General features: G+C 59.6%; 11 protein-coding genes. 6 read left to right on the top strand and 5 right to left on the bottom strand.

Annotated elements, in window-relative coordinates:
* Positions 1 to 8: 8 nt before the first annotated feature.
* The 6 genes from RMV17_RS17295 (at position 9) to RMV17_RS17270 (ending at position 4,386) form a co-directional block, all read left to right on the top strand.
* Complete coding sequence (locus RMV17_RS17295; protein ID WP_034155603.1) at positions 9 to 1,589, top strand: aldehyde dehydrogenase (NADP(+)); 1,581 nt, start codon at positions 9 to 11, stop codon at positions 1,587 to 1,589.
* Between the two features lie 166 nt (positions 1,590 to 1,755).
* Entirely contained in the window at positions 1,756 to 2,067 is a 312-nt protein-coding gene (locus RMV17_RS17290; protein WP_008088034.1) for a DUF5629 family protein, read from the top strand.
* On the top strand, positions 2,054 to 3,229 hold the full coding sequence (locus tag RMV17_RS17285) for a lactonase family protein (protein ID WP_034155604.1): 1,176 nt from the start codon (positions 2,054 to 2,056) through the stop codon (positions 3,227 to 3,229). Before RMV17_RS17290 ends, RMV17_RS17285 begins: the two co-directional genes overlap by 14 nt.
* Before the next feature lie 156 nt (positions 3,230 to 3,385).
* Positions 3,386 to 3,565: a hypothetical protein gene (locus tag RMV17_RS17280; protein ID WP_034155605.1), complete on the top strand. Its 180-nt coding sequence runs from the start codon at positions 3,386 to 3,388 to the stop codon at positions 3,563 to 3,565.
* Between the two features lie 354 nt (positions 3,566 to 3,919).
* Complete coding sequence (locus RMV17_RS17275; RefSeq protein WP_311881397.1) at positions 3,920 to 4,132, top strand: hypothetical protein; 213 nt, start codon at positions 3,920 to 3,922, stop codon at positions 4,130 to 4,132.
* Positions 4,129 to 4,386: a hypothetical protein gene (locus tag RMV17_RS17270; protein ID WP_311881396.1), complete on the top strand. Its 258-nt coding sequence runs from the start codon at positions 4,129 to 4,131 to the stop codon at positions 4,384 to 4,386. Before RMV17_RS17275 ends, RMV17_RS17270 begins: the two co-directional genes overlap by 4 nt.
* Positions 4,387 to 4,522: 136 nt before the next feature.
* Here RMV17_RS17270 and RMV17_RS17265 read toward each other — a convergent pair whose 3' ends face one another.
* The 5 genes from RMV17_RS17265 to RMV17_RS17245 all read right to left on the bottom strand — a co-directional run bounded on the left by RMV17_RS17265 (position 4,523) and on the right by RMV17_RS17245 (position 14,778).
* The gene (locus tag RMV17_RS17265) at positions 4,523 to 5,107 is read right to left on the bottom strand and encodes a glutathione S-transferase (RefSeq protein WP_311881395.1); all 585 of its coding nucleotides are present in this window, start codon (positions 5,105 to 5,107) and stop codon (positions 4,523 to 4,525) included.
* Positions 5,104 to 8,745, bottom strand: a complete 3,642-nt coding sequence (locus tag RMV17_RS17260; RefSeq protein WP_311881394.1) for an SbcC/MukB-like Walker B domain-containing protein — start codon at positions 8,743 to 8,745, stop codon at positions 5,104 to 5,106. The genes RMV17_RS17265 and RMV17_RS17260 overlap by 4 nt, the downstream gene beginning before the upstream one ends.
* Positions 8,742 to 9,986, bottom strand: coding sequence for an exonuclease SbcCD subunit D C-terminal domain-containing protein (locus RMV17_RS17255; protein WP_034155609.1), 1,245 nt, complete (start codon positions 9,984 to 9,986; stop codon positions 8,742 to 8,744). Before RMV17_RS17255 ends, RMV17_RS17260 begins: the two co-directional genes overlap by 4 nt.
* Positions 9,987 to 10,061: 75 nt before the next feature.
* The gene (locus RMV17_RS17250; protein ID WP_311881393.1) at positions 10,062 to 11,192 is read right to left on the bottom strand and encodes a SoxR reducing system RseC family protein; all 1,131 of its coding nucleotides are present in this window, start codon (positions 11,190 to 11,192) and stop codon (positions 10,062 to 10,064) included.
* Complete coding sequence (locus RMV17_RS17245; RefSeq protein WP_311881392.1) at positions 11,182 to 14,778, bottom strand: toxin VasX; 3,597 nt, start codon at positions 14,776 to 14,778, stop codon at positions 11,182 to 11,184. The genes RMV17_RS17250 and RMV17_RS17245 overlap by 11 nt, the downstream gene beginning before the upstream one ends.
* Positions 14,779 to 14,884: the final 106 nt, after the last annotated feature.

The following is a 14,884-nucleotide window of genomic DNA, read 5'->3' as shown; positions in this document are numbered from 1 at the left end:
GAGATCCCATGACTCAGATTCTCGGTCACAACTACATCGGCGGTCAGCGCAGTGCTGCTGGCGACGTCAAACTGCAATCCGTCGATGCCACGACGGGCGAACAATTGCCGCACGATTTCATTCAGGCCACGGTTGAAGAGGTCGACGCTGCAGCCAAAGCCGCCGCCGCAGCCTATCCGGCCTATCGCAGCCTCAGCGCCGAACGCCGCGCGCAGTTTCTCGACGCGATTGCCGATGAGCTTGATGCGCTCGGTGATGATTTCGTCGCTGTGGTCTGCCGCGAAACAGCGCTGCCGGCCGGGCGCATTCAGGGTGAGCGCGGACGTACCAGCGGGCAAATGCGCCTGTTCGCCAAAGTCTTGCGACGCGGTGATTTCTACGGTGCGCGCATTGACCTGCCACTGCCGGATCGCCAACCGCTGCCACGTCCGGATCTGCGCCAATACCGCATTGGTCTCGGCCCCGTCGCCGTGTTTGGCGCAAGCAACTTTCCACTGGCATTTTCCACGGCGGGCGGCGACACCGCTTCGGCGCTGGCTGCCGGTTGCCCGGTGGTGTTCAAGGCTCACAGCGGCCACATGGCCACGGCTGAGCTGGTCGCTGACGCGGTGATTCGTGCAGCAGAAAAAACTGCGATGCCGGCCGGCGTATTCAACATGATCTACGGCGGTGGCGTCGGCGAATGGCTGGTCAAGCATCCGGCCATTCAAGCGGTCGGTTTCACCGGCTCGCTCAAGGGTGGCCGCGCACTGTGCGACATGGCCGCTGCGCGCCCGCAACCGATCCCGGTGTTCGCCGAGATGTCGAGCATCAACCCGGTGATCGTCCTGCCGCAGGCCTTGTCCGAGCGCGCCGACACCGTGGCTCGCGATCTCACCGCCTCGGTGGTACAAGGCTGCGGTCAGTTCTGCACCAATCCGGGCCTGGTCATCGGCATCCGTTCGCCACAATTCACCGCTTTCGTGCAGCAAGTCGCCGGTTTGATCGGCGATCAACCGGCGCAAACCATGCTCAACGCCGGCACCCTCGGCAGCTACGGTAAAGGTTTGCAGAAACTGTTGGCACACTCCGGCATCGAGCATCTGGCCGGCAATCCACAGCAGGGCAATCAGGCGCAACCGCAATTGTTCAAGGCCGATGCAAGCCTGTTGATCGATGGCGATGAAGTGTTGCAGGAAGAAGTGTTCGGCCCGACCACGGTAATTGTCGAAGTGGCAGACAAAGCGCAACTCAGCGCCGCGTTACACGGCCTGCATGGGCAACTGACGGCGACGATCATTGGCGAGCAGGCGGACTTCGAACGTTTCCCCGAGCTGACGCCGTTGCTGGAGCAAAAGGTCGGGCGAATTCTGCTTAACGGTTATCCGACCGGTGTCGAGGTGTGCGATTCGATGGTGCACGGCGGGCCGTATCCGGCGACGTCCGATGCCCGTGGCACGTCGGTGGGCACGCTGGCCATCGACCGCTTCCTGCGCCCGGTATGCTTCCAGAACTACCCGGACAGCTTGTTGCCCGAGCCGCTGAAAAACGCCAACCCGCTGCGCATCCAGCGCCTGGTTGACGGCAAGCCCTCACGCGACGCTCTCTAATCCACACCGCAAATCACTGTGGAAGCTGGCTTGCCAGCGATGACGGCGGCACATCCAATATAGATGTGACTGACAGATTGCTATCGCTGGCAAGCCAGCTCCCACAGGGGTTCTGCATCGTCAATGAGCTATCATTGGCCCTTTCCCCCTAGAAAGACTGTTTGCCATGACTGCCCAAACCCTTCTCAACGCCCTCGAACACTGCGGTATGGTCGAAATCGACGGCTTGCACGCCTTCGAATTCGCCCTCGATGAAGACGACAACCTGCACATCGAATGCATCGATGGCCGAGCGGCCAAGCATTGGGAGTTCACTCCGGCGCAGGTTGCAGCGGCAACGTTTGATGACTCACTGCAAAGCTGGCTGATCGTCGGTTATTTCAATGAAACCAAAGCGATCGGCGAACACCGTCTGGTCTGCCATGGTGACGTAGTCAGCAGCAGCGACGATGAGGATGACACTGATGAAAATGCGTAAATTCTGGCCGCTGCTGATGGCTGGCAGCGTCGGTGCCATGGGGCTTTCCAGCGCATCCGCCGAGAACTTCCAGTTGCTGGTTGGTTCCTACACCGCCAACACCAGCCAGGGCCTCTATCGAATGAACTTCGACAGCGCCACCGGCCAGATCGCCGCCAAACCGCTGCAAGTGGTGAAAAGTGAAAACCCGTCGTGGCTGACCCTGTCCAAGGATCAGAAACGCCTGTTCGTGGTCAATGAAAACGGCCCGGGCCAGAAAGACCCGGTCGGTCGCGTCAGCAGCTATTCGATCGATCCGAAAACCCACGCCCTGACCCTGATCAATCAAGTGCAGAGCCTGGGCAACGAACCCACCCATTCAAGCCTCAGCGGTGATGCCAGCCACTTGTTCGTCAGCAACTATTCGGTGATGGAAGATCCGGGTGGAACGCTGGCGGTATTGCCAGTTGGCGCCGACGGCAAACTCAAACCAGTGGTGCAGATGAGCGCGCACCCGGCGAGTCGGATCAATCCTGAGCGCCAGGCCTCCAACCACGTGCACTCGACGGTTTCTTCGCCGGACGGCCGCTACGTATTCTCCAACGATCTGGGTGCGGACAAAATCTTTGTCTACCTGTTCGATCCGAAGGCCAACCCGGACTTGCCGCTGACGCCGGCGATGACCGCCGCAGTGCCCTTGCCGGCCGGCAGCGGCCCGCGTCATCTGCTGTTTAGCGCTGATGGCAAACACGCCTGGCTGACCATGGAAATGAGCGCGCAGGTCGCGGTGTTCGATTACCACGACGGCGTGCTGACCCAGACGCAACTGGTCGATCTGGCCGCCGGCCAGCCGACCTCGGACAAGGCCGGCGCGGCGCTGCATGCCTCGGCTGATGGCAAGTTTCTCTATGTCAGCAACCGTGGCACCGCCAATCAACTGGTGGTGTTCGCGATTGATCCGGCGAGCGGCCAGCTCAAAGAGCTGCAAAAGCGTTCGGTGGACGGCGATCACCCACGCGAGTTCAGCCTCGATCCGAGTGGCAAATTCCTGCTGATCGCCAACCAGAAGAGCAACGAAATTGTCGTCGTCGAGCGCGATGGCAAGACCGGTCTGCTCGGCAAAACCGTGCAGAAACTGCCGATGGATGCGCCGAGCGACCTCAAGTTTCTAGTGCGACAATAAGCCACGGGCCCCGGTTTACGGGGCCTGTCTCTTTGTATTAATCGCGCTGATATCCGGTAATGCTACAAAGCATTTCAAGCGATCAACCCTCGAGCGTTAAGTTTGCTCCACGGCCCAACCGGGCAAGCAAGCCAACCGAACACGAGGGTTACCGCCATGAACTTCAATCTCTTCTCCGTGATTGCCGCTTCCGCCATCTCCGCCACCGTGGTACTGCCAGCCGGTGCCAACGTTGAAATCACCAGCAAAAAATCCCACACCCAGAGTTACACCCAGAAATATCTGCAGCAGAGCGCCAACTTCTACGCCGCCCTGGATCACAAAGCCCAACACTGAAAGTCTGCACACAACTCCCTTGCAGGAGCTGCCGAAGGCTGCAGTCTTGATCTTGCCCTTGGGATCGTTCCCACGCACCGCGTGGGAACGCAGCCCGTGACGCTCCGCGTCACTGGACGCAGAGCGTCCCAAGAGGCATTCCCACGCTGAGCATGGGAACGATCAGATCGCAGCCTTCGGCAACTCCTACACGTGTGCGTGTGTTTTTCGCAGCACGATAGGTTTCTTCAAACTTGCAAATAGACTGGCTAAATAATCAACGAAGCTGATGTTTACTATGGAAAACCCTGAGTGGTTGCCACGGCTTTTTTGATCGATTCTGTGGACATCGAAACATGCCCACGGGAGAACACCATGGCCAGCGCAATCCTTCATTCAGCCAAACGCGGCGCCTATCTGGCCATCGGTCTTTACCTGGCCGTAGTGTTGGTCGTCAGCATCGCCTCGCAGATGGAACATACCTTCGAAGCCCCGATTCAAGTTGCCCACGCCGGCATCCAGTTCGAAGTCCGCTCGCAAAGCGTGATGGTCGACCGGGCCGAACTCGCGGGAGTCGGCGGAGCATGAAAGGCTACAGACTCTGGGTGGTCGCCGGTTTGGCGTTTTTCACCAACGGCGCTTCATTATTAGGTATCGGCCAGGGCTCGGTTGGTGGGCTGGCGCGGGCCATAGAGGCCAATCACAACATTGCGCACAACATCGAACGGGCGAATGCGTTGGGGCTGATGGCCGGCAATCCACCGGTGAAAGTCTCGGCGGATTTTCTCGGGCCGTTCGAAGTGGATTGCATGGCGCTCGGCATGTGCCAAGCGCTGGCGTAAAGCGCTTGACTGATCGTTCCCACGCTCCGCGTGGGAATGCAGCCCCGGACGCTCCGCGTCCGATTGGAAAGCAGAGCGTCCCGAGAGACATTCCCAAGCAGAGCGTGGGAACGATCATCAAGCAGGAAGGTAAGGGTTATTTCTTCATGATCGAGGTGAATAGCTCGGATTCGAGGAGGCGCTGCAACCATGCCTGTAATCGCGGATATGGCGTCTGCGCAAACCACTCGCGATCCACATGGGCGAACTGCCGAACGAATGGCAGCAGGGCGATATCCGCCAGGCTCGGATGATCAGTCAGCAAGTAATCACGATCATTGAGCAACCCCTCCAAACGCTGCAAAAACACCGCGCCTTCGGCCCGATAAACCTCCATCGGCTGCTCGGGATAGCGCTCGGCGTATTTATAGCGATTCAAATGCACCTTGAACCCCTGATCATTCGCTTCAATCAGTTCAGCAATCCGTGAATCGCCGTCAAGTTGCCAATCATCCGGATCATTCAGCGCCAAGGCCCAGCGCATGATCTCCAGACTCTCATCAATCACCCGACCCTCTGCATTCAGCACCGGCACCGTACCCTTGGGCGAGATCACCAGCATCTCGGCAGGCTTGGCCTTGAGGCTGACCTCAACGATGTCCACCGGTACACCCGAGTAACGCAACGCCATCCGCGCGCGCATGGCGTACGGGCAGCGGCGGAAGGAGTACAGCGTGTTCATTTCACCTCCAGTGTGCTCAAACCGTTGCCTTGACGCTGTACCTGAATCTGTACCGGAATCCGCTCGTGCATTTCCTGCACGTGGGAAATCACCGCGACCTTGCGGCCCTGCGCCTGCAAGCCATCGAGCGCATCCATGGCCAGTTGCAGCGACTCCGGATCAAGGCTGCCAAAGCCTTCGTCGATAAACAGCGATTCGATCTTCAGCGTGCTCGACGCCATCGACGCTAGTCCCAATGCCAACGCCAGCGACACCAGGAACGTCTCGCCACCGGACAACGAATGTACCGAGCGCAGTTCGTCGCCCATTTCGGTGTCCATCACCAGCAGGCCAAGCATGCTGCCACCGCGCTTGAGGCGATAGCGTTTGACCAGTTGGCGCAACTGCACGTTGGCGTGGTGCACCAGCAGGTCGAGGTTGTAGGCCTGGGCGATCTTGCGGAAGGTGTCGCCGGTGGCCGAGCCGATCAAGGCACTCAGTCGCGCCCAGCGCTGATATTCGGCGTAGGCCGAGGCGATCTGCTGCGCCAGCGCCTGATTGGCGTTCTGCCGGCGCTGGTCTTCGACCTGTTCGGCACGCAGTTCGGCGCATTGCTGTTCGCTGACGGTGAACTGGCTCTGCAGCTCAGCGAGGGCACTGGCCAGTTGTTCGGCATCGAGGTTGCCGTTGTGCTGCGCCTGATGATCGAGCAACAAGCGATCACGCTCCTGCAACAACACCCTGGCCTGTTCGATGGCTTTTTCGTTGTGCTGCAAGCGCTGGCGCAGCTCGGCGACTTGCCCGTCATCGACCCGCAACAGATCTTCGAGGCCACCGTCATCCAGCTCAGGATGGCGGGCGCGCCAGTCGGCAATCTTGCCGGCCAGTTCCTGATCTTCGCTTTGCAGCGCCTGCAAACGTTCCTGCTGCGCTTTGAACTCGGCCGCGATCTGCACGAGTTGCGTGCGCACGTTCTGCAGTTCCTGCGCGGTAGCGGTTTCGGCGTTGCGCGCCTGTTCGACCGCTTGCTCGAGCTGCTGCTGCCAGTGCTCCGCGCTGCTGTGCTCGCCAAGCAACTGTGCGAGTTTTTGCTGGCAGGCTTGCTGTTGCTCGGTGAGCGCAGTGAATTGCTGTTCGGCGCTGAGCAACTGCTGTGCGCGGGTCTGCTGGCGATCCTGCTCTTTCTCCAGCGTCTGTTGCCGCTGCTGTTGCTCGGCCTGTTCTTCCTTGTGCTGTTCGACCTGCGCCAGACGTTCGGCGATCTGCCGGTCAAGCTGCATGAACGTTGCCGCCGGTTCCTGGCGCAAGGCTTCAAGGGTATCGGCCGGCAGCAAATTGCCGAACGCGTTGAGTTCTTCGTCGAGGCGCTGACGGTCGCTGCTCAATTCGCGCTGCTGATTGCTCAAATGCTGCGCGGCCTGCTGGTGCGCGGTTTCGGCCTGACGCAATTGCTGGGTCAGACGCGCGGCGTCCTGTTGCAGGGTGAGCAGGGCGCTCTGGCGTTGTTCGTCCTGAGTGATGCTCTGGTTCAGTTGCTCGTTTTGCCGGGCGAGCCAGGCATCGCGCTTGTCGGCGTCCTGATTGAACAACTGTGCGGCCAGCGGATGCGCATCGAGGCTAGGCGTCAACGCTTGCTGCTGGCTGGCCAGTTGTTCCTGCTGTTGCAGCAATTCTTTCTGCTGAGCAATCACGCCACCGACTTCGGCGCGCAGCTCGATGAGTTTTTCCTTGAGCTGATCGACGACTTTCTGGGCATTGGCCTGCTCGCTTTCATCATGCCGCCCAAGACTTTGCAGCAGCGCTTCGGGCTGATGATACGGATGCTCGTTGCTGCCGCAGACCGGGCACGGCTGATCGTCTTGCAACTGCGCGCGCAACTCTTCGACACTGGCACTGCGCGCCAGCCGCTGGCGTTCAAGCAGCTCGCGGGTGACGTTGAGGGTTTGTTCGGCGACGGTCAGTTCGGCTTTGCTTTTCACCCCGTCCTGAGTCAGTCGTTCGCGCTCCTGCTGGGCGCTGAGCTGACGTTGTTGCAGCTCGCCACTGCGCTTGTCGAGATCCTGTTGCGTGGCCCACAGGCGTGACAGGTCTTCGAAGGCGCGCAGCTGTTTGCGGTTGTCCTGCAGCAGCGTGCCGAGGATGCCGATTTGCTCGGCGACGGCATCGGGTTCGGCGCCGGCCTCTTTGAACAGTACTTCCAGTTGCTGCTTCTGCGTGGTCAGAGCTTCGGCGCTGCGCGTGGCGTTTTCTTCGAGGCTCGCCAGTTCCGCCTGCCCCTTGTTCAGACGATTGCCGATCAGCATCAGCTGTTGCAGGCGATCGCGGTAGGCATTCCACGCATCGCTCAACGGCGCCAGATGAGCGCTTTGTTCCAGTTCGATGGCGATGCGTTGCAGGCGCTCGGCGACGTGAGTCTGTTTTTCCTGCAAGGCTTGAATGGCATTCTGGCCCTCGGTGCAAGCCTGCTGCGCGGTGCGCTTGGCTTCGGCACTTTGCGCGACATCCTTGGCCAGACGTGCGAGGGTGCTTTGCTCGTCAAAGGCCTGACGCAACAGCGGCGTGTTTTCGCTTTGCCGCTGCTGCGCTTCGCTCAGGGCAACTTTCGCCGCTTCCAGAGTTTGCTCCAGTTGCGTTTGGCGCTCAGTCAGTTCGCCGTGCTGCTGAGTGTGTGCGGCAATTTGTGCGGCCAGCGGTATCAGCAGCGCATCAAGTTCGGTTTTGCGTGCGAACTGATGTCGCTGCGGACCGAGTTGCTCCAGTCGTGTCAGTTTCATGCGTTCGCCGGCCAGACCTTCCGAGGTCTGCTGGGCACTGTGCAGCTGCTCGGTGGCGGCCTGCTGCGCGTCCTGCAACACACGCAAATCCTTGAGCCAGCCGTGCTGTTGCTCAAGTTGCTTGAGCTGCGCCTGCTGCAACTTCAATTGCTGTTGCGCAGCGTTGAAGCGCTCATCCAACTCGGCCCGGGCTTCAGGTGCCAACGGGGTCACACCGGTGGCCTGATCCTGCAACAGCTTGTGCGCTTCGCGGGCCTCTTTGGTCTTGTCGAAGGCGCGGCGGCCGAGGCGGGTGTACAGCGCGGTGTCGGTGAGTTTTTCCAGCAGTTCGCTGCGGTCGTTGTCGTCTGCTTTCAAGAACGCACTGAACTCGCTCTGCGCCAGCAGTACGGCGCGGGTGAACTGCTCAAAGTTCAGGCCGAGCGCGGCTTCCAGTTGGGTTTTGTATTCGCCTTTCTGGCTAGCGAGCAGTTGATCCTGATCGATGTCGCGCAGGCTCTGCCGGCTGGCCTGCAGCTTTCCGCCGGCCTTTTCGCGGGCGCGATTGGCTTCCCAGCGCGCCCGATAACGACGGCCATCAACGCCGACGAAATCTACCTCGGCATAGCCTTCGCCGGTGCCGCGACGCAGCAGGGTGCGCGGGTCGCCAGTGGCGATTTCGCCGTCGGCATCCGGGACTTTCGCATCACGGCCGGTGTTGTTCAGGCGCGGCACGGCGCCGAACAGCGCCAGGCACAAGGCGTCGAGCAGGGTGCTTTTACCGGCGCCGGTTGGGCCGGTGATCGCGAACAAACCGGCGCTGGCCAATGGCTCGGCGGTGAAATCGATCTCGAACGGCCCCGCCAGCGAGGCGAGATTTTTCAAGCGAATGGCGAGAATTTTCATGGCTGCTCGCCCTCCAGTTGCACGTCTTGCAGCAGTTCGGCGAAGTCCTTCAGCGTCTGCTCATCGACCTCGTTGCCGTAGTTATCGAGCCAGGCGCGGCTGAACAGTTCTTGCGGGGTGAGTTGGTCGAGTTCGACCAGCGCAGTGCCATCTTCGACACCGTCAGCGCCACGGTTGCCGGCGTATTCGGCGGCGATGCGCACCAGGCGTACGGCTTTGCCTTGCAGGGCGCTTTCGACTTGATGGCGCAGATCCGGCTGCGGTTCATCGAGGGTTACCCGCACTTCCAGCCACGGTTGCCGCTGGGTTTCGGCGAGCAGATCAATGTTCGGCAGATCGGCCAGTTGCAGCAGAATCTCGGCCAGCGGTGCCGGGCCGATGCGTTGCAGGTTAACCGAGCGCGGGATCAGTTTCGGCTCGACGCTGACCAGGGTTTCGCCGTCGAGGGTGACGTCGAGAATCTGGTGCTGATAGCCGATCTCGGAGAACGACAACGGAATCGGCGAGCCGCTGTAGCGAATGCGTTCTTCACCGTTGACCTTCTGCGGCTTGTGCAAGTGGCCGAGGGCGACGTAACTGATGCTCGGCCCGAACAGGCTGGCGGGCAGGGCTTCAGCGTTGCCGATGATCAGGCTGCGCTCGGAGTCTTCCGACACCGAGCCGCCGGCCATGTGCGCGTGGCTGATCGCGATCAGCGCCTGACCGGGTTTGCGCTTGGCGTTGGCCGCCTCGATCAGCCATTCATGCACCTGACCGATGCCGCGCAAATAGTTGTCGCCCAGATGCGCGCCAGTCACCTCCGCCGGGCGCAGGAACGGCAGCGCCAGGCACCACGCGGCGACTTCGCCGGTTTTATCCGGCAACGGCAGCAGCAGGCGTTCGGCATCCAGTTGGCCGTCATCCAGCCACAACACCCGACCCAACGCATGGGTGCGCAAACGGCGCATCAGCGGCGCCGGCAGTTCGATTCGTGAGCCGGAATCGTGGTTGCCGGCAATCATCACGATGGTCAGCAACGGCTGCTGCTCGTGGGCGCTGACGATGAAATCGTAAAGGCGTTCCTGGGCTTTGACCGGCGGATTGACCGTGTCGAAGATGTCCCCGGCAATCAGCAGCACATCCGGCTGCGCCAGTTGCAGCTGGCGCAGCAGCCATTCGAGAAAACAGGCGTGCTCGAAATCGCGCTCCTGGCCGTGCAGGTTTTGCCCAAGGTGCCAGTCGGAGGTGTGGAACAGACGCAAGGTGGACTCCGCATTTTGATCAAAGGGCCGCAAGGACGAATAAGGCGGCGAAAAGAAGGGGAGTTTACTGGCAAATCACGCCCCTTGCTTTGTCGCGTGACCAGTCGCGTGCACCTCGGCGAAGATTTCCGTGATCGGTCGATGTGGCTGACGCTTTTGCATCTGCCGCACTTGCTCACTCATTTGCAGCAGCTCCTCACTGGGTTTGGCCCATTGGTCTTGCGGCAGCGGTTCTGACCATTCGCGCATGACTTCAGGCAGTGCTTGCTTGCCGATTCTTTCGAGGCGACGCACTTCCCATTCGACGAGGTGGTTGGGAATCGTCCACAAGGTCATGACGTGGTAGAGGTACCAGAAAAAGCCCGAAACACGTGTGCGGGAGCCCTCGCGGATCTGCTGATGCATGCGCGCTCGGGCATTGCGGAAAGTGTGCAGGCCTTCGTGGGGTGGGTCGTCGGGGCCTTGCAGGTCTTGCAGGTCCTGGATGGATTTGAGGTCATTGACCTCGTATTCCATGTAGCCGCGGATGGCCTCCCAGTGGCTGATGGCGAGTGGCAGGCCGGCGCATTGGAATTCGAGGCTGGTGAGGGTTTCGCCTTGGTAGAAACCGATGCCCATGCCGTATTGGCGGTGGATGCCGTACTGGGTCGCGCCTTGGGCTTCGATGACCCAGGCGGAGAGCGATTCCCATGGGACGAAGACGGGTTCGGTTTCGCCTGCGGGCATGAAGCAGACTTCGCGGCGTTGGCGGTTGAAGCGGGTTGGGATGATTGAGGCGCGTTTTTTGTGGTTGTGGTGCCAGACGGCGAGGCCAATGACAAAACCTAAAAAAAGAGCAAGAAAGGCCTTCCCATAAGCCTCATGAAAAATCCCTCGTATGGCGTGGGTAATGTCCTCCCATCCCATCCCGAACACAAAGAACAGAAAACCACCGATGAGGGGAAACAGAAAGGCAATCATGCATGCAACGCTGAATGGCCCGCCCAAGATAACTTGCCATGAAAATATTTGAGGAGAACCCATCCCGAAGTCCATATACCCATCATTCAGTTCGCCAATATGTGGGCCATAAGCAGGCATCGGAGTTGGTAAGGGCAGCGGAGAGAGATATGTGATTTTTCCACCCGGAAACAACTCGATATCGCCTGCTTTTCGTGGTTGCTCAAGCATCGGAGTAGCTATTGGCTTATCGAGATTATTCGGCATGATCGGCTCGCTCTAAAAACTGGGTTTCAACAAGCAACACCGGTGGATTTTCTTTTACCAACTGGGGAACGACTACAGCGAAGTGGCCTTCTCCGCGAGGATCGAGATGGATCACGCGGGTCCGCGACGCCCACTCGCCTTTATCGTTCAAGTTTTGAATACAAACTGCCAGCTCCAGTGTTTCTTTTGCTGGAGTGATTTCAGAATCGGAATCCACCGGGTACTGAAGACAAAGCATTAGTCCTTCGGGCGAAGATTTGACAATACGCAGGCTGCTTAAAACTTCATCGCTGATGACGTCTTTGCGCTCTCGTAGTACTCCTCGACTGTGCAGGGGAATGGAAATACGGTGCGCTCCAATGCCAAGCCGCCACGTCGCCTTACCGCCTAGAGGAGGCAGAAGATCACTCAATGTCAATCTTGGCAGGACAAGATGGATATCGCTTGGCTTGGCTTTGAGCAACAGGTTTTTCAGCCAGGAATCGTACGGACTTGGACCAAGTTGTGCGTAAGGAGCGTGTATCAGAAAAGCCAAATACTTTTGATAGTCGTCCAGTGAATGGTCACCGCGCATCTCAGCATCTCGGCTCCAAGGCGTGATTTTCAGCCATTTGTCATGGGCGCTGATGTTGTAGCGACCAAACAACCACGTTCCGCTAAGTTCCAACACCGTGAACAGAGCACCCGCCAGATTGAAACGGAAGAATACTGTGGAAAGACGAGTACCAGCGGCAGCCCAAGCGGTAGTTCGTGCCGCACTATTCGGAGCTGTTAACACCTGGAAAGTGGCGTGGACAGTATTGCTCAAGCCATAGGTGTTGACAGCCACCATGCCTCCAGCACCTGAGGTTGCGAGTGCCGCGCTGTTTTGAGCTGCGAGATTCCCGCTGCGCGTCGCCTCCTGCCAATGCTTTTGTTGAGTATTTAAACTCGTAAGCGATGAAATTAAGCCCAAAAGATAGGTCGGCGCACCAAGTCCAATATGCAACTTCCCCATCTGTACATGCACATGCTGCAAGACATGGAGTTGAAGCCCAGCAACAAGCGTCGAACTCCGGGCTTTTAATGCCGTATCAGCCAAGCTCTGTGCCGCCGTGAAGCCAGCAGCACCGGTGGTCATCAAGGCATTCAGAACCGGCCCCCAAATCCGTTCGTTCCTGGACTGCTTTTTCAGCTCCTTTGCTGCCCCCAACAAATTCACCACCTGCACCAAAACCACCACCAACCCCATCCCCTCTGTCTTCACCAAACTCCCCGCCGACACCCCACTCACTCCCAACCGAATATTCCCCAACAAACTCCTTAACTCTCCCTGCTGCGCCGGTGGAAACACCACTGTCACCCCTGCGCGAGCCGGTGTCGCGCCGTACAGCCGCGCCGAGCGATCCGGCAGTTCTTCGATAGGGCTCAACGCCGCCGCCAACCGTCCTTCGAACAGCGTCAATTGCGCTCGCACCCGCACAATCTCTTCCTGCAATTCCACCGCCCGCGCCGTTTTATGGCCCTGACGATTCTTGTTGTGGGTGAGCTGGTTGCGTTCGCGGTTGAGGGTTTTCAGGTATTCGCGTTCGCGCAGCATTTCCTTGATCGCGCCTTGCAGCGCGGTCTGTTCGGCGGGGCTGGCGACGGTGAAGGTCACGCCGCTGGTTTTTGCCGCGTCGAAGAGACGCAGGCGCAAGGCTTTGGGCAGCCGCTGGAACAGTTCATCCAGCTCGGGAATTTTTTCGCCTGAGAGGTCGAAACCTTCCAGTACGCGGTTCAGCCCCAGATTCAGTGCGGGGCTGTAGGTGTCCTGCACGGCGGCCGCGACGGTGCGGGTGTGTTCGGGCAGATCGTCGAGGGCCGGCAGTTGCGGTTGTTCGATCTTTTTCAGTTTGGCCAGCCAGTCCGGCAGATTGTTGAACGTGGCCATGCCGGCGTTGAACAGCGTTGAATACTGCCCGGCCTGCTGGATTTGCAGGCGCAGCGGCAAGGTGTAGAACAGGGTTCGGGTCAGTTCCGGGTGCTCCTCCAGATAACCGAGCATCTCTTCGCTGGCCGTGTCGCTGCGGCACAGGTCCTTGAGGCAGGCGTATTCGGTGCTGAGGGCCTGGCCGATTTGCGTCGCGACTTGTGCGTCGAAGTACCAGGCCGAACGATGGAAGCGCCCGGCGATCAGCAACTGCGTGCGGTCGGCGGTGATGCGTTCGAGCAAGCGGTTCCAGCGGCCGAGGTTGTCGCGGTGACGGTTGAGGACGTCGTCCATCGCCGGGCGGTCGATCAGGTCGTTGACCCCGCGTTTACCGCTGAGGAACGGGCCGTCGAGCACGTCGCGCATGCGCCGGTCCTGATTCTTGCCGAGGTCGACCAGTGTCGAAAGGTGCCGGTCGACAAAGTCTCGCGGGGCGACTTCAGCAAAATACTCGCGCGTATAGAAACGTCGATCCGCCTCGGCGGTAGCGCGACCATAAGCCTTGGCGTCCGGCGCTAAACCATCGAATCGATTTAACGCCAACGCATCATCAAGGGCCTTTTCGCGAAGTTGCGAAAGCTCTGGCGTTGCCTCTGCAGAAGCGGGCTCAACCTTGCCGCCCTTGTTCAAATACTCAAGCACCGCCTTGCGCGTATTTTCCCGATCCGGTTCGGACAGTTGCTCCAGTTCGGCATAAAACGCCTTGGCTCGCGGATCGTCACTGGCCTTGGCCAGACTGTCGAAATCTACGCTGCCGAGCTGGCTCAAAGACTCGATGTAACTGGCCAGCAGGTAATCGCGCTCGTTGTTGCCGCTGTTGCTCCACTCTTCGACCCAGCCGACCACGACATCCTGATACTCGGCCAGATCACGCATCACGCCCAAGTCATCATTGACCAGCAGAAACAGCGTGTCGTCCTGATACGGCCCGCGCACGCGACCGAGAAATTCGCCGATGTGCGCCTCGCGAAAGCGTCGCGGCTGCTCCCACAGATACGGCTCGCGCTCGTGCTCCGGCGCATCGCTGACCTGCACCGCCGGCATCCGCGTCGCATCGGTTTCGGCAACGGGTTCAGCGCCAGTCGCCACCTCCGCCAGCCATCGCCGGGTCTGCTCGACGGTCAACAAATGCTCGCCGCCAACCAGGCAATTGACCGGCCCCAGATCGACCGCCTGCATGAAGTGCTCGCGCTCTTCCGTGCTGTCCAGCACTTGTCGGCATTTGGCAGCCGTCAACTGCACCTCGGCAAACGTCACATACAGCGTGCTCTTGCGCGAAAAGATCAACGCCGGATGTTCTTCGATCGCTGCACGCTGATCTTCTGTGACGTTTTTACCTTGGTGCAGCAACGCCGTGATAATCCCGTCGAGCACGCGGTATTCGTACAACTCGCCACTGAGGCTGTCGATGATGTACAGCCAGCCGTCGCGCAATCGGCGAATGCCCATTGGCCGCGCGGTCAGGGCATATGGCAACTTCAATTCGGCAACCGGGTCGTGAAGTCGTTCCACCAGGCCATAAGCCAAGGGCAACAGTTGCACATGGGTTTGCCGCAATGGGCAAGCGCCCGGAGAACCGATGGGGGTTTTGGACGCCGCGGCAGCAGCGAGGTTGGCGGGGTGGATCTTGGACATTTGCATATCCCGTGTCTGTTTGAGACAGGGAACTCTGCGTGTGTCCACAATTTGCTGCAGTCAGATGATTCGATAATTGGCGTAGGACGCGCTCACTCAGGAAAAG

Source organism: Pseudomonas sp. VD-NE ins (assembly GCF_031882575.1).
Classification (GTDB): domain Bacteria; phylum Pseudomonadota; class Gammaproteobacteria; order Pseudomonadales; family Pseudomonadaceae; genus Aquipseudomonas; species Aquipseudomonas fluorescens_BZ.
The sequence above is the reverse complement of the archived record's forward strand: the minus strand, read 5'-3'. Positions and strand labels throughout refer to the sequence as shown.